Below are 14,062 nucleotides of genomic sequence, written 5' to 3'. Positions count from 1 at the left end.
GCACTGCGGTGGGGGCGGCCTCCGGGTCGACGGGGTCAGCTCTGCGGAGCGATCCCGAAGCTGACGGAGCCGCCCTCGTCCACCTGCGCGTCGAGGACCTTGTCGCCGAGAGCGACGGAGGCGGCGACGTCGAGGAACACGCGCGCTCCGTCCTGCTCCACGACGGCGTCCGTCGTCTCGGGGGCCGCGGCGACCGCGACAGCGAAGTTGCGGGCGTCGAGATCGGTGCCGCTGATGCGCAGGCCTCCCTCGATGGGGGTCTCGGTCTGCCCGGTGATGGTCTTGACGACGGTGCTGGAGTTGTCGGTGAGCGTGAGCATCGGGTCGTTCCTTCCGTCCGTGGTCGATGAGGGGGCCACGTTGCCGGGATCCGGCGGCACCCTCAAGGCGGCGGAGCGGATGTGGAGGGGATGCACACATGGACGGCCCAGGGAGTCGCGGCGCTCGCCGGAGCCGCGCCGGACCGGGGGCGCCGCATCGCCTGCCACACTGGCCGGATGCATCCCGCCGACTCCTGCCCCTGCGGAAGCCGCCGCCACTACGCCGACTGCTGCCGCCCCGCCCACCTCGGCGAGGAGACCTCGCCGACGGCGGAGCGCCTGATGCGCAGCCGCTACAGCGCGAACGTCCTCGGCAGCGCTCCCTACCTGCTCGCGAGCTGGCACCCCTCGACCCGGCCGCGCCGCATCGACCTCGATCCCGACCTCCAGTGGCGCCGGCTCCAGATCGTCGACACCTCGTTCGGGCGGGAGGGCGACGAGGAGGGCCTGGTCGAGTTCCGCGCCTCCTACCGCTCGCCCGCCGGCCCCGGCCTCGTGCACGAGCGCAGCCGCTTCCTGCGCGAGGACGGTCGCTGGCTCTACGCCGACGGCGAGATGCTCGGCGACGAGACCTGATCCGTCCGAGCCGTCCTACTCTGGAGGCATGGCCAAGGACTTCCGCCGGGCGGACGACGCGTCGCGCTACGAGCTCCACCTCGACGGCGCCCTGGTGGGCGTCCTCGACTACCGCGAGGCGCCCGGCAGCGTCTCCCTCGTCCGCTCCTTCACGACCCCGCCCTTCCGAGGCCGCGGGCTCGCAGGGGAGCTGGTCTCCTTCGCCGTCGACGACATCGAGGCCGCCGGCGGGCGAAGCGTCGTACCGATGTGCTGGTACGTCGGGCAGTGGTTCGAGCAGCACCCCGAGAAGGCGCACCTCCTCGCTCTCTCCTGAGCCGCTCACTCACTCGCGGACCGCGGGCTCCACTCCGGCCAGGTCCGGGCCGAGGCCGATGTCGACCAGGCGCAGACGGCCCGCGTAGGAGTCGCCCGGAGGCAGCAGCAGACCGGCCTTGATCGCGCCGAAGGCGACCGTCACATCGGCGCGCAGCACGGTGGGATCGGGGACCGACCCGTCGTCGGGATGGACGCCGCTCGGCAGGTCGACCGCGACGACCACCGGGCGCTCGGCCCGCCGCTCGAGCGCGTCGAGCACCGCCTCGACGACGACGCGCGGCCGCCCCCGCAGCGCGGGCTCCGTCGCTCCGATGCCGAGGATCCCGTCGACCAGGACATCCGCCCGCGCCACCGCCGCGGCGAGGCCGGGCGCGTCGTCGGCCGGCACCTGCCCGCAGCCCTCGTCGAGCGCCACGGCGAGGCCCCGGCGGTGCACCCGCTCGGCCGTGAGGACGAGGACGACGTCAATTCCGGAGGAGGAGAGCTCGGCGGCCGCGTAGAGCGCGTCACCGCCGTTGTCGCCCGGACCGACCAGGACGAGCACCGAGCCCGGACGGGAGCGGTCGGAGCGCCCGGCGAGCACGAGACGCAGCTCGCGGGCGAGGCCGTCGGCGGCGCGCTGCATCAGCGGCTCCCGCCGGGCCAGGTGCGGAGCCTCGGCGGCCCGCACCTGCGCGGACGTGTATCCCTCGACCATGCGCTCCACTGTGCGCGCGGCGCAGCGGGCGTGCAACCCCGTCAGCTCTCCTGCACCGCCCGGTCCGACTCCTCGACGATCGCCCGCATCGCGGCCTCCGCAGCGTCCGCGTCGCCCGAGGCGACGGCGGCGGCCACCGCCCGGTGCAGCCGCACCGCGGTGGAGTCGGCCTCGCGCGGCATGAGCGCATTGCGGGTGCGGCCGGCGAGGACCTCGGCGACCAGATCGCCCAGCTGCGCGAGCATCCGGTTGCCGGACGCGGCCAGGAGGGAGCGGTGGAAGGCGGTGTCGGCGGCGAGGTAGGCGGACTGGTCGGCTGCGCGGGAGTGGGTGGAGAGGGCGTCGCCCGCCTCCGTGAGCGCCCGCCGCTGCTCCTCGGTCGCGTTCGCCGCGGCGAGCCGGGCGGCGAGCGGCTCCACCCCGAGTCGGAGCTCGCTGAGCTGGTGCAGCTGGCGCCGCCGGTCCGGGCCGTCCAGTCCCCACGCGACGACCCGCGTGTCCAGGGCGTTCCAGCACTCCGGAGGCTGGACCCGCGTCCCCGCGCGGCGGCGGGACGTCACGAGCCCGAGCGTCTCGAGGACGCGCACCGCCTCCCGCATCACCGAGCGGGAGACCCCGCGCCGCTCCGCACGCTCGTCGGCGCTGAAGGTGGTGCCCGGCGCGAGCTCGCCGCGCACGATCTGCGAACCGAGCTCGTCCAGCACCGAGTGGTGCAGCGAGGGCGTCGGCGCGGGCATGCGGTCATCCTGCCATCGCCGGAGTCGCGCCCCGGCCGAACTTCGGGCATGATCGGGACACACGCAGGTTATGTCGGACAAAAGCCGGCCGCTGGCCGTCGGCTCGACCAAGGACGCTCATGACACCGACCCTCCTCCCCGCCCTCCGCGCCGCCGCCGGGGACGCCCCCGCCACCACCGCCGGGCAGGGGCAGCTGATCCTCGCCGCCGTCGTCGGCATCGCCGTGATCGTCGTGCTGATCACCTGGCTGAAGCTGCACCCCTTCGTCTCCCTGCTGATCGGAGCGCTGACGACGGGCCTGATCGCGGGGCTGGCGGCGGCGGACGCGGTCGCCAGCTTCGCGCTGGGGTTCGGCAACACCATGGGCGGCGTCGGCATCCTCATCGGCCTCGGCGCGATGTACGGCAAGCTCCTCGCCGACTCGGGCGGCGCGGACCGCATCGTGGACACCCTCATCGCCCGCTCGAGCACTCGCGCGCTGCCCTGGATGATGGGCTTCGTCGGCGCGCTGATCGGGCTGCCGATGTTCTTCGAGGTCGGGCTCGTGCTGCTGATCCCGGTCGTGATCCTGGTCGCCCGCCGGAGCGGTCTGCCGCTGATGAAGGTGGCGATCCCGACGCTCGCCGGCCTCTCGGTGATGCACGGCCTCGTCCCGCCCCACCCCGGACCGCTGGTCGCGATCGACGCACTCGGCGCGAACCTCGGCGTGACCCTCGCGTTCGGCGTCCTGGTCGCGATCCCCACCGTCGTCGTCGCCGGCCCGCTCTTCGGCCGGGTCGCCGCCCGCTGGGCGCCGGTGGAGACGCCGCCGCTCTTCGGCGAGGGCGCGGGCGAGACGCGCGAGCACCGCCCGGGCTTCGCCGCCGCCGTCGCGAGCATCCTGCTGCCGGTCGTGCTGATGCTGGGCAAGGCGATCGCCGACATCGCGGCCCCCGGATCCGCGGACGCCTGGAAGGGCGCCCTCGACTTCCTCGGCACGCCGACCATCGCGCTGGGGATCGCGCTCCTGGCCGGTCTGGTCCTGCTCGGCCGCGGCGGCCGGATGAACCGCACCGAGCTGCAGGCCTCGCTCTCGAGCTCGCTGCCGCCGATCGCGGGCATCCTGCTCATCGTCGGCGCAGGCGGCGGTTTCAAGCAGGTCCTCGTCGACACCGGGATCGGCGGCGTGGTCGCCCAGCTCGCGGAGGGGAGCGGCGCCTCGGCGCTGCTGCTCGCCTGGCTCGTGGCCGTCGTGATCCGCGTGGCCACCGGCTCCGCGACCGTCGCCACCGTGACCGCCGCAGGCATCCTCCAGCCGCTGACCGAGACCATGGACGGGCCGATGGTCGCCCTCATGGTGCTCGCGATCGGCGCCGGCTCGGTGTTCCTGTCGCACGTCAACGACGCCGGGTTCTGGCTGGTGAAGGAGTACCTCGGGCTCAGCATCGGCCAGACGCTCAAGACCTGGACCGTGATGGAGTGCCTGGTCTCGGTGACCGGGCTCGCCGGGGTCCTCCTGATCGGTCTCTTCGTAGGAGGTATCTGATGACCGCTCTTCCCACCGTCCCCGTCCGCGCCGTCGTCGTCATGGGCGTCTCCGGCAGCGGCAAGTCGACCGTCGCGTCGTTCCTGGCGCGCCGACTGGGCTGGGAGTTCCTCGAGGGGGACGACCTGCACCCGCAGGCGAATGTCGACAAGATGCACGCCGGCATCCCGCTGACCGACGAGGACCGGGCGCCCTGGCTGGCCGAGATCGCCCGCGTGGTGGACCAGCGGATCGCCGCGGGCGGCTCGGTCGTCGTGACCTGCTCGGCCCTGCGCCGCCGCTACCGCGACGTCCTCCGCCGCGACGACCTCGTCTTCGCGCACCTCGCGGGATCGAGGGACCGGATCGCCGGGCGGCTCGCCTCGCGGGTCGGCCACTTCATGCCGACCACGCTGCTCGACTCGCAGTTCGAGGCGCTCGAGCCCCTCGGTGACGACGAGCTCCACGTCACGGTCGACGTGGGCGGCGCTCCGGAGGAGGAGATCGCCGAGATCCTCGGGGGGCTCGGCCTCGCCCCCGCGGGCGCCTAGCCCAGCAGCGACTCCACCGGCACGGCCGGGAGGTCGAAGGCCGCGGCGACGGCGGCGTTCGTCACCCGGCCGTCGTGGGTGCTCAGGCCGCGGGCGAGCGCCGGGTCGGCGGCCAGGGCGGCCCGCCACCCGCGGTCGGCCAGCGCGAGCGCGTAGGGGAGCGTCGCGTTGGTGAGCGCGCGGGTCGAGGTCTCGGGAACGGCGCCGGGCATGTTCGCGACGCAGTAGTAGACGCTCCGGTGCACGGGGAACACCGGGTCGTCGTGCGTGGTCGGACGCGAGCCCTCGAAGCAGCCGCCCTGGTCGATCGCGATGTCGACCAGCACCGAGCCCGGCTTCATCGTGGCGACCATCTCGTCGGTCACCAGCTTGGGCGCCTTGGCGCCCGGGATGAGGACGGATCCGATCACGAGGTCGGCGTCGGCCAGCTGCGCGGCGATCTCGTAGGCCGAGGAGGCGCGGGTCTGGATCGCGCCCTGGAAGCGGTTCTCGAGCTGCGCGAGGCGGGGGAGCGAGAGGTCGACGATCGTGACGTCGGCCCCCATGCCGAGGGCGTTGGCCGCGGCGTGCTCGCCGGCCGTGCCGCCGCCGATCACGACGACCTTCGCCTTCGGAGTGCCGGGGACCCCGCCGAGCAGCGTGCCCCGTCCGCCGACGGCACTCATGAGGTGGTAGGCGCCGACCGTGATCGACAGGCGCCCGGCGACCTCGCTCATCGGCGAGAGCAGCGGCAGCCGCCGGTCGTCCAGCTGGACCGTCTCGTAGGCGATGGAGGTCGTCCCGGCGGCGAGCAGCGCATCGGTGCACGGGCGGGAGGCGGCGAGGTGGAGGTAGGTGAAGAGCACCTGGTCGCGGTGCATCCGCGGGTACTCGGCCTCGATCGGCTCCTTGACCTTGAGGACCAGCTCGGACTCGCCCCAGACCTCGTCGGGCCCGTCGACGACGAGGGCGCCGGCGCGGCGGAAGTCGTCGTCCGACACGCGCGAGCCCAGGCCCGCGCCGGCCTCGACGAGGACCTCGTGGCCGCGGCGCACCAGCTCGTGGACGCCGGCCGGAGTGGCGGCGACCCGGTTCTCGTTGTTCTTGATCTCGGTGGGGATCCCGACGCGCACGGCGGCTCCTTCGCTGCGGCCCGCGGGGCGGGCGGTGGGCGCCGATCCTGCACCGGCTCTGCCCCCATCGTGCGAAGATCGTGCCCGGAGCGGAGGAACTCCGCAGGATCGGTCGGAAGTCACCGCACGGGCCGAAGGTTCGTCGGCGGAGTGAGGGAGCGGGCGCATGCCACCGAAGGATCTGCACGACCTCGACGACCTGGATCCGGTCGATCGGACCCTGGTGCGCCTCCTCCGCGCCGACGCGCGGACGCCCAACAGCCGGCTCGCCGAGCGCGCCGGCATCGCCCCGTCGACCTGCGTCGCACGCGTCCGGGGCCTCGTCGAGCGCGGCGTCATCACCGGCTTCACCGCCGAGCTCGACCCGGCGGCGCTCGGCCTGACCCTGCAGGCGCTGATCAGCGTCAGCATCCGCGTCGGCCAGCGCCAGGCGATCACGCGCTTCGCGGAGGAGATCCGCGCGCTGCCCGAGGTGGTGCAGGTGTTCTTCCTCGGCGGCTCGGAGGACTTCATCATCCACGTCGCGGTCCGCGACTCCAGCGACGTGCGGGACTTCGTGGTCTCGAACCTCTCGGCGAACCCGGCGGTGGCCTCGACGCGCACGAGCCTGGTGTTCGACCACCACCGCAAGGGCCCGGCGGTCCCCGAGTAGCGCGAGCCGGCGCGGCCCGAGCAGCCGCTCGGCCCGCGCCCGTCCCTCGGGGCTAGTGCGCCCCGGGGTTCACGTCGCCGCCCCCGCGCTGCATGAGTCCGGGGATGCGCTTGGCGAGCCCCGGGATCGCCTCGTCCGAGATCGAGATCCGCGTGTCGCGCAGGCGCTGGCGCAGCAGGGTCTCGACGTCCTCCTCCGGTCGCAGCTCGGCGTCGCCGGCGACCTGCAGCAGCACGCCGCGCAGCTTCTCGTCGAGCTGCGCGTCGTCGCTGCCGTGCTGGATCGGGTGGTCCTGGGATGCGTTCGTCATGCCTCCATGCTGGCACCGGCGACCCCGAGCCGAGAGGACTTGCGCCGCGGCAGGATGGTCGCATGCCGTTCACCCGCGCCGAGCTCGCAGCGTTCCAGGACCGCACCGTCGAGGACCTGCTGGGCGACGACGTCCGGCTCCTCTTCGTCGGCATCAACCCGGGACTGTGGACCGCCGCCACCGGCGCGCACTTCGCCCACCCCGGCAACCGCTTCTACCCGGCGCTCGTCGCGGCCGGGATCCTCGAGCGCGCGCCGCGCGTGTCCGAGGGGATGAGCGCCGCGGACCGCGCGGAGCTCGTCTCCCGCGGCGTCGGCATCACCAATCTCGCCTCCCGGGCGACCGCCCGTGCCGACGAGCTGACCGCGGAGGAGCTGCGCGAGGGCGCTCAGCGGCTGGTCGCCACCGTGGAGCGGGTGCGGCCCCGGGCCGTCGCGGTCGTCGGCATCACCGCCTACCGGATCGCGTTCGGACGCCGCAGGGCGGTGCAGGGCAGGCAGGAGGAGGACGTGGCGGGCGCGCCGCTCTGGGTGCTGCCGAACCCGAGCGGCCTGAACGCGCACGACACCGTCGCCTCGCTCGGGCGCGCCTACCGCGAGCCGGCGCTCGAGGCGGGGATCGTCTCTTCCGACGCGCTCCTGCCCGGGGACGTCGGACCCCGCCCGCAGGAATAGCCGTCGACCCCCGGAGGTTGCAGAAGTCCATGAGTATGCATGAAGTCAAGTTCGGCGTCGACACGTTCGGCGACGTCACCGCCGGCCCCGACGGCGCCCCGCTGCCGCACGGCCAGGTCCTCCGCGACGTGGTCGAGGAGGGAGTCCTGGCCGACCGGGTCGGCATCGACTTCTTCGGGATCGGCGAGCACCACCGCGCCGACTTCGCCGTGAGCGCACCGGACGTCGTGCTCGCCGCCATCGCGGCCCGCACCGAGCGCATCCACCTCGGCTCCGCCGTGACGGTCCTCTCCTCGGACGACCCGGTGCGCGTCTACCAGCGCTTCGCCACCCTCGACGGACTCTCCGGCGGCCGGGCCGAGGTCATCCTCGGCCGCGGCTCCTTCACCGAGTCCTTCCCGCTCTTCGGCTACGACCTCGCGCAGTACGAGGTCCTCTTCGAGGAGAAGCTCGACCTCTTCCACGCCCTGATCCAGGGCGGCCCGGTCACCTGGCAGGGCACGACCCGCCCCGCGCTCACCGAGCAGAGCGTCTACCCGACCCTCGACAACGGCACCCTCCGCACCTGGATCGGCGTCGGCGGCAGCCCCGAGTCGGTCGTCCGCGCCGCCCGGTACGGCTTCCCGCTCGTCCTGGCGATCATCGGCGGCTCGCCGGCCCGCTTCCGCCCCTACGTCGACCTCTTCGGCCGCGCGCTCGACCAGCTCGAGCAGCCCCGCCTCCCGGTCGCCGTGCACTCGCCCGGCTTCGTCGCCGACACCGACGAGGAGGCGCGCGAGCTGTACTTCCCGCACCACAAGGCGATGATGGACGCCATCGGCCGCGAGCGCGGCTGGTCCCCGATGACCCGCGAGCGCTTCGAGGAGGAGGCCGGCCCCGACGGCGCCATCCACCTCGGCTCGCCCGAGACGGTCGCCCGGAAGATCGCGCGAACGGTCGAGGCCCTGGGCATCGACCGCTTCGACCTCAAGTACAGCGCCGGGACGCTGCCGCACCCGGCGATCATGCGCAACATCGAGCTCTACGGCACGCAGGTCATCCCGCGGGTGCGCGAGCTGCTCGCGCACTGACCCCCGCCGGGCGCCCCTTCCCCCGCTGGGCGCTCGGCGCGTTCCGAGCCGACGCGGTGCGCGCTCCCACCGGGCGCCCGGCCCGCGTCGATACACTCGGAACCCCCCGCCCCGACCCTTCCGGAAGCACATGCCCGACAGCCACGCCGCCCGCACCCCCTACGAGGTGCTGGGCGTCGCCGCCACCGCGTCCGACGACGAGCTCCGCCGGGCGTACCGGCTCCGCCTCCGCGAGACCCATCCGGACACGGGAGGCGACGCCGCGTCGTTCCACGCGGTGCAGCTCGCCTGGGAGCGGATCGGCAGCGCCTCCGCCCGCGGCGACTACGACCGAGGCGCTCCCGCCCCCGGGAGGTCCTCCCCGCAGTCGCCGTACACCGGCTCACCGCGCCCGCAGACCGCCTCGGCCGTGCGCGCCCGCTCCTACGGTCACCCGGGAGGCGCGGCGCGCGAGTACTACCTGCGCCTGGTGCGCGAGTGGCTCGGCCGCGGCGTCGAGACCGAGGACCCCTTCGACCCGGCGATCGTCCGCTCCGCTCCTCGCGAGGTCCGCTCCTGGCTCGCGAAGGCTCAGGCCGAGGAGGCGACGGCCGCGCTCGTCGGCGCGCTCGGCATCGCCTACACGATCTGGAACGACGTCGCGGTCGGCGACGGCGGGCTCAAGATCGACCACCTCGTGCTCGGGCCGGCCGGCCTGCTCGCGCTGACCTCCGCCGACTGGGGCGACCCGGTCCGTCTGAGGAAGGGCGAGCTCGAGGGCCCCGGGATCGCCGAGGACGAGAAGCCGATCGCCTCGCTCGCGAAGGCCGCGCGCCGTCTCGGCCGCGAGCTGGGCGTCCGCTTCTCGACGAGCGTCGTGGTCGTGCCGGACGACGCGCTGGAGCAGCCGTTCGAGCAGGTCGAGCGCGGCAGGCACCAGGGCGCCGTCGTCATCCGCCGCTCGCTGCTGCCGCAGCTGCTGCGCTCCGGCACGGACGACCCGCGGCTCGGCGGGTACGGCGAGTCGTTCGAGGTCCGCACCCGCGTGCAGAACCGCATCCGCTTCGTCTGACGCCGCGCTAGCCGCCGCTCGCGACCGGGGCAAGGGGTTAGCGCGCATCCGGCGCCCCGCCCACCATGGGACGTGCCCCCGGGCATCCCACGACGAGCGGAACGAGGACGGACCATGGTGCGATTCGGATACACCCTGATGACCGAGCAGAGCGGACCCAAGCAGCTGGTGGGCTACGCGGTCGACGCCGAGAGGCTCGGCTTCGAGTTCGCGGTCTCGAGCGACCACTACTCGCCGTGGCTGACCGAGCAGGGGCACGCCTCCTACGCCTGGACGCTGCTCGGAGCGGTCGCGCAGGCCACGTCGACCATCGACCTCACGACCTACGTCACCGCGCCGACCATCCGCTACCACCCGGCCGTGGTGGCGCAGAAGGCCGCGACGCTCGCGATCCTCTCCGACGACCGCTTCACGCTCGGCCTAGGCTCGGGCGAGAACCTCAACGAGCACGTCGTCGGTGAGGGCTGGCCCTCGGTCGCCGTGCGCCAGGACATGCTCGAGGAGGCCGTCCACCTCATCCGCGAGCTGCACACCGGCGAGCTGGTGACCTGGGAGGGCGAGTACTTCCGCGTCGACTCCGCCCGCATCTGGGACCTGCCGGACACGCCGGTCGAGATCGGCCTGGCGGTCTCGGGGGAGAAGTCGATCGCCCGCTTCGCGCCGATCGGCGACCACCTCATCACGACCGAGCCCGACGCCGAGCTGATCTCGCAGTGGACCGCGGTCCGCGGTGCGGACGCCGCCCCCTCGCGCACGATCGGCCAGATCCCGATCTGCTGGGCGCCGGACAAGGAGCAGGGAGTGGCGCTGGCCCACGAGCAGTTCCGCTGGTTCGCCGGCGGCTGGGCGGTCAACTCCGATCTGCCGACCCCCGCCGGCTTCGCCGGAGCGAGCCAGTTCGTGCGCCCGGAGGACGTCGCCGAGCAGATCGCCTGCGGCCCCGACCTCGACGAGCTCGCCCAGAGCTTCGTGCCCTACATCGAGGCGGGCTTCACCGACATCGCCCTCGTCCAGGTCGGCGACGAGCTGCAGCAGCGGTTCCTCGACGAGGCGGCGGAGGGGCTCCTGGAGCGCCTGCGCGCACTCGCCCCCTGAGGCCGCTGCCGGGTCGCGCGGTCAGAATCCGCGGAGCCGCTCGATGTCGCGCCGGTCGCGCTTCGTCGGGCGGCCCGCTCCGCGGTCACGGACGATCACGCCCGGCGCGGACTCCCGGGGTGGCGGCGGGGGCGTCCGGTCCTCCATGCACTCGGCGGCCACCGGCGCACCGACCCGCTTGACCACGAGTCCGCGGACGATCAGCTCCCGGTCGAAGCCGCCGATCCGGGCGCGGACCTCGTCGCCGACCCGCACAGTCTGCGCCGCCTTGGCCCGCTCGCCGTTGACGCGGATGTGGCCGGCCCGGGCAGCGGTCGTCGCGGCGGAGCGCGTCTTGTAGATGCGCACCGCCCAGAGCCACGCGTCCACCCGCACGGCACCGGTCACCGGGATCTGCATCCCCCCAGTCTACGAACGGCGCCCGCTCGCCACCCACCCCGCGGTCCTACACTGGCCGCCGACAAGGAGGTTCCCATGAACCGAGACGACAGCATCTACACCGGAGCGGACGCCGCGCTGCGGAGCGGCGACGACCGCATGGTCGCGGCGAACGACAGCTCCGGAGCCGGCGGAACCCGTGGCGACGTCGGCATGAGCACGACGAGCGGCGAGGGCACCGGGGTCCCCACCCGCGGCGCGCCTCCGCAGAGCGGATCCCCGTCCGAGCTGCGCCCCACGGGCTTCCCGCACGCGGGCCTGGAGTTCTCGCTCGTGCCGTCCGGGCACGAGGAGTGGCGGATCGAGCACCCGGGGGGTCGCACCGTCGGCGTCCTCGCCGTCATCTCGCACGCGGGCGAGGAGTCGGAGGCCGTGTTCGTCACGCGCCGCGTCGGCTCCGAGGACGCCGTGGCCGAGGGCACCGACTGGCGCGGCATCGTCTCGGCCGTGATCAACGACGAGGCGGCGGACGAGCGCGATCCGGTCCAGCTCGACCCCACCGTCGAGCACGTCCGCGGCGGACTGATCAGCCGCGGCCCCGCGGACGTCGACGGCCTCTCCTGAGCCCTCTTCTCCTCCGGGACGCCGTCCGCGCTCGGCGCGGGGCGTCCCACGGAGGAGGGTCGGACGCTCAGCGGGCGAGCAGCGCGGCGTTGATCCGGGCCGAGAGGTCGGCGTCGACGCGGCGGTCGGTCCCGTCGACGGCGCGGACGGGAGCGGCGTTGCGTGCGCTCGAGACCAGCCACGCCGCGTCCGCCGCCTCCAGATCGCCCGAGCGCAGCGGACGCACCGCCGTCCCGAGGCCGAGGCCCGGCGCGAGCGCGAACAGGTCGGCCTGCGTGGTGCCGGGCAGCAGCCCGAGGCTCGGCGGAGGAGTCACGAGCTCCCCGCCCGTCAGCAGCACGAGGTTCGAGGTCGGCCCCTCGAGCAGGTAGCCGTCGCTCGACACGAACAGGGCGTCGTCGGCACCGCGCCGGGCGGCCTCCCGCGCGGCCGCACGGTTCACCGCGTACGAGAGCGTCTTGGCGCCGACGAGCAGCCAGGGGGACGTCGACTGCACGTCCGAGCGCAGCCCGCGGTCCAGGAGCACCACGCGCACGCCGTCGCGCCGGGCCGGGCCGAAGTCCGGGCTGGTCTGCACGAAGACGACGCCGGTGGGCCGCCCGCCGCCCTCGACGCCGCGGGTCAGGATCGTCTTCACCATCGCCTCGGCGACGGGCGGGTGCGCGGCCACCGCCGCTCCGATCGCCTCGAGCCAGGCGGCCCGGTCCGGCCGGGGCAGGTCGAGCATCCGGGCCGAGCGCTCGAAGCGGTCCAGGTGCGCGTCGAGCGCCTGCAGCCGTCCGTCGACCAGGTTGATCGTCTCGAACACGCCGTCGCCGCGGGTGAAGCCGAGGTCGGTGACGTCCAGATCGCCGCGCCCGCTCGGATCGATGCGGTGCGCGGGTCCTCCCGGCGAGTGCGCCTCGGCGTCGAGGGAGGGTCGGTCGAGGACGACGAGGGTCTCAGCGGGCATGGGCGGTGCGGTCCTTCCGGGAGCGGCGGCGGGGGGAGAAGCGGAGCAGCGCGATCGTCAGCAGGGCGCCGATCAGGGAGCCGCTGCCGTTCGAGACGAGGTCCTGCACGTCGGAGACGCGGGTCGGCAGCCACAGCAGCTGCGCTGTCTCGACGGCCGCCGACACGGCGAGCCCGATGACGGCGGCCCACAGGCGGCGACCCGCCGGCAACTGCGCGGCGATCAGCGCACCGAGCGGCACGAAGAGCAGCACGTTCGCGGTGAACTCCGCCACGTCGAAGTCGAACCAGCCGGTGAGCGGCGTGGAAGCGAGGAAGGCGATGATCCCGCGGATCAGCGCGTTGGGCTCCCCGGCCGGGTAGGGCGCGGGCGTCAGCGTGATCAGGGCGATCAGCGCGAGCCAGGCGAGCGTCGCGAGGCGGAGAGGTCTCGAGCGGCGCATCGTCCGATTCTGCCAGCCCGTCGGGGTCGGGCACGGCGGGCGCGGTGTGGGAGGCTGGAGGGCATGACCAGCGAGGACCCCGGCGCGGACGCCGTGCTCCCGCGCCACCCCTTCGACGCGTCGCTCGGCGACGGCTGGGTCGAGATCGGCGACGGACGCCGCTTCTGGGGACGCTTCGGCGCCGCCGGCCTCCTCCTGCGCGATCCGTCGGGACGCGTCCTGCTCCAGCACCGCGTCAGCTGGAGCCACTTCGGGGACACCTGGGGGCTGCCCGGCGGCGCCCGTCACCCCGAGGAGACGGCCTTCGAGGCGGCCCTCCGGGAGTCGGAGGAGGAGGCGGGCGTCCCCGCCGACCTGATCCGGCCCGTGCTCTCCAGCGTCGTCGTGATCGGACCGTGGAGCTACTCCACAGTCCTGGCCGAGTCCCGCGAGCACTTCACTCCCCGCATCAGCGACGCCGAGAGCACCGAGCTGCGCTGGGTCGCCCCCGACGAGGTCGACTCCCTGCCGCTGCACCCGGGCTTCGGAGCGGCCTGGCCGGGCCTGCGCGCGCTCGGCTCCTCGATCCCGGTGCTCGTCGTGGACGCCGCCAACGTAGTCGGCTCACGCCCCGACGGCTGGTGGCGCGACCGCGCCGGCGCCGCGGAGCGCCTCCTCGCCTCCCTGGCCCGCCTCGCGGAGGCCGGCGTCCCCGGCCGTCTCCTGGGGATCGACGCCGACACGGTCTGGCCGCGCATCGCCGTGGTGCTCGAGGGAGCGGCGCGCGCCGCCCGTCCTGAGCCGGGCGCTCTCACGGAGCGGCTCACGGTCCACTCGGCCGACGGCTCGGGCGACGACGCGATCGTCGAGCTGGTCGGCGCGCTCGAGACCGCGGTCGTCGTGACGGCCGACCGGGGACTGGCCGCCCGCGTCGAGGCGCTCGGGGCCGCCGTGGTCGGTCCGCGCTCGCTGCTCGACCTCCTCGATCCCGCCCGGGAATAGGCCGCGGGGGCACCCGG

19 protein-coding genes are annotated in these 14,062 nt (G+C 74.2%); 11 read left to right on the top strand and 8 right to left on the bottom strand.

All coding sequences use genetic code 11. From position 1 onward, the window contains the following. Positions 1-35: 35 nt before the first annotated feature. Positions 36-320, bottom strand: a complete 285-nt coding sequence (locus C5C63_RS03010; RefSeq protein WP_104325463.1) for a hypothetical protein — start codon at positions 318-320, stop codon at positions 36-38. 177 nt (positions 321-497) lie between these two features. Here C5C63_RS03010 and C5C63_RS03005 point away from each other — a divergent pair, with 177 nt between their 5' ends. After that, entirely contained in the window at positions 498-896 is a 399-nt protein-coding gene (locus tag C5C63_RS03005; protein ID WP_104325480.1) for a YchJ family protein, read from the top strand. A gap of 28 nt (positions 897-924) precedes the next feature. After that, positions 925-1,212, top strand: coding sequence for a GNAT family N-acetyltransferase (locus C5C63_RS03000; protein ID WP_104288291.1), 288 nt, complete (start codon positions 925-927; stop codon positions 1,210-1,212). Between the two features lie 9 nt (positions 1,213-1,221). Here C5C63_RS03000 and C5C63_RS02995 read toward each other — a convergent pair whose 3' ends face one another. Both C5C63_RS02995 and C5C63_RS02990 read right to left on the bottom strand, forming a co-directional pair. Beyond that, positions 1,222-1,911, bottom strand: a complete 690-nt coding sequence (locus C5C63_RS02995) for an NAD(P)H-hydrate epimerase (protein WP_104325462.1) — start codon at positions 1,909-1,911, stop codon at positions 1,222-1,224. Positions 1,912-1,952: 41 nt separating this feature from the next. Continuing rightward, on the bottom strand, positions 1,953-2,648 hold the full coding sequence (locus tag C5C63_RS02990) for a FadR/GntR family transcriptional regulator (protein WP_104225394.1): 696 nt from the start codon (positions 2,646-2,648) through the stop codon (positions 1,953-1,955). Positions 2,649-2,767: 119 nt separating this feature from the next. On the opposite strand from C5C63_RS02990, the gene C5C63_RS02985 reads away from it, so the two are divergent. Together C5C63_RS02985 and C5C63_RS02980 are read left to right on the top strand one after the other, a co-directional pair. Next, positions 2,768-4,174, top strand: coding sequence for a GntP family permease (locus C5C63_RS02985; protein WP_104325461.1), 1,407 nt, complete (start codon positions 2,768-2,770; stop codon positions 4,172-4,174). Next, positions 4,174-4,704 carry a gluconokinase gene (locus C5C63_RS02980; protein ID WP_104325460.1) on the top strand — a complete coding sequence of 177 codons (531 nt, stop codon included), beginning with the start codon at positions 4,174-4,176 and terminating at the stop codon, positions 4,702-4,704. The genes C5C63_RS02985 and C5C63_RS02980 overlap by 1 nt, the downstream gene beginning before the upstream one ends. Here the strand turns inward: C5C63_RS02980 and ald are convergent. After that, entirely contained in the window at positions 4,701-5,816 is a 1,116-nt protein-coding gene (ald, locus tag C5C63_RS02975) for an alanine dehydrogenase (protein WP_104325459.1), read from the bottom strand. The genes C5C63_RS02980 and ald overlap by 4 nt on opposite strands. A 166-nt stretch (positions 5,817-5,982) precedes the next feature. On the opposite strand from ald, the gene C5C63_RS02970 reads away from it, so the two are divergent. Further along, the gene (locus tag C5C63_RS02970; RefSeq protein ID WP_104222560.1) at positions 5,983-6,468 is read left to right on the top strand and encodes an Lrp/AsnC family transcriptional regulator; all 486 of its coding nucleotides are present in this window, start codon (positions 5,983-5,985) and stop codon (positions 6,466-6,468) included. Between the two features lie 52 nt (positions 6,469-6,520). Here the strand turns inward: C5C63_RS02970 and C5C63_RS02965 are convergent, their stop codons facing one another. After that, the gene (locus tag C5C63_RS02965) at positions 6,521-6,778 is read right to left on the bottom strand and encodes a hypothetical protein (RefSeq protein WP_104222561.1); all 258 of its coding nucleotides are present in this window, start codon (positions 6,776-6,778) and stop codon (positions 6,521-6,523) included. 62 nt (positions 6,779-6,840) lie between these two features. Between C5C63_RS02965 and C5C63_RS02960 the strand changes: the two genes are divergently transcribed. The 4 genes from C5C63_RS02960 to C5C63_RS02945 all read left to right on the top strand — a co-directional run bounded on the left by C5C63_RS02960 (position 6,841) and on the right by C5C63_RS02945 (position 10,668). Continuing rightward, on the top strand, positions 6,841-7,452 hold the full coding sequence (locus tag C5C63_RS02960; RefSeq protein WP_104222562.1) for a mismatch-specific DNA-glycosylase: 612 nt from the start codon (positions 6,841-6,843) through the stop codon (positions 7,450-7,452). A 35-nt stretch (positions 7,453-7,487) separates the two neighbouring features. Beyond that, a complete protein-coding gene (locus C5C63_RS02955) occupies positions 7,488-8,522 on the top strand; it encodes an LLM class flavin-dependent oxidoreductase (RefSeq protein ID WP_104225389.1) in 1,035 nt (344 codons plus the stop codon). A 130-nt stretch (positions 8,523-8,652) separates the two neighbouring features. Further along, a complete protein-coding gene (locus C5C63_RS02950; protein WP_104222564.1) occupies positions 8,653-9,573 on the top strand; it encodes a J domain-containing protein in 921 nt (306 codons plus the stop codon). 114 nt (positions 9,574-9,687) lie between these two features. Next, on the top strand, positions 9,688-10,668 hold the full coding sequence (locus C5C63_RS02945) for a TIGR03557 family F420-dependent LLM class oxidoreductase (protein ID WP_104222565.1): 981 nt from the start codon (positions 9,688-9,690) through the stop codon (positions 10,666-10,668). 21 nt (positions 10,669-10,689) lie between these two features. Here the strand turns inward: C5C63_RS02945 and C5C63_RS02940 are convergent, their stop codons facing one another. Further along, positions 10,690-11,067, bottom strand: a complete 378-nt coding sequence (locus tag C5C63_RS02940; protein WP_181027140.1) for an RNA-binding S4 domain-containing protein — start codon at positions 11,065-11,067, stop codon at positions 10,690-10,692. 75 nt (positions 11,068-11,142) lie between these two features. On the opposite strand from C5C63_RS02940, the gene C5C63_RS02935 reads away from it, so the two are divergent. Further along, on the top strand, positions 11,143-11,670 hold the full coding sequence (locus tag C5C63_RS02935; RefSeq protein ID WP_104295633.1) for a hypothetical protein: 528 nt from the start codon (positions 11,143-11,145) through the stop codon (positions 11,668-11,670). 67 nt (positions 11,671-11,737) lie between these two features. On the opposite strand, the gene C5C63_RS02930 is transcribed toward C5C63_RS02935, so the two are convergent. Both C5C63_RS02930 and C5C63_RS02925 read right to left on the bottom strand, forming a co-directional pair. Continuing rightward, positions 11,738-12,622 carry an aminotransferase class IV gene (locus tag C5C63_RS02930; RefSeq protein ID WP_104325458.1) on the bottom strand — a complete coding sequence of 295 codons (885 nt, stop codon included), beginning with the start codon at positions 12,620-12,622 and terminating at the stop codon, positions 11,738-11,740. Further along, complete coding sequence (locus C5C63_RS02925; RefSeq protein WP_104222568.1) at positions 12,612-13,064, bottom strand: VanZ family protein; 453 nt, start codon at positions 13,062-13,064, stop codon at positions 12,612-12,614. The genes C5C63_RS02930 and C5C63_RS02925 overlap by 11 nt, the downstream gene beginning before the upstream one ends. A 63-nt stretch (positions 13,065-13,127) precedes the next feature. On the opposite strand from C5C63_RS02925, the gene C5C63_RS02920 reads away from it, so the two are divergent. Next, positions 13,128-14,045 (top strand): NUDIX domain-containing protein, encoded by a 918-nt coding sequence (locus C5C63_RS02920; protein ID WP_104292460.1) that lies wholly within the window; start codon positions 13,128-13,130, stop codon positions 14,043-14,045. Positions 14,046-14,062 lie beyond the last annotated feature (17 nt).

The sequence above is a fragment of the Rathayibacter sp. AY1B8 genome, from assembly GCF_002932775.1.
Taxonomy (GTDB): Bacteria; Actinomycetota; Actinomycetes; order Actinomycetales; family Microbacteriaceae; genus Rathayibacter.
Note: the sequence above shows the minus strand (reverse complement) of the source record. Positions and strands in the feature narration are given on the sequence as shown.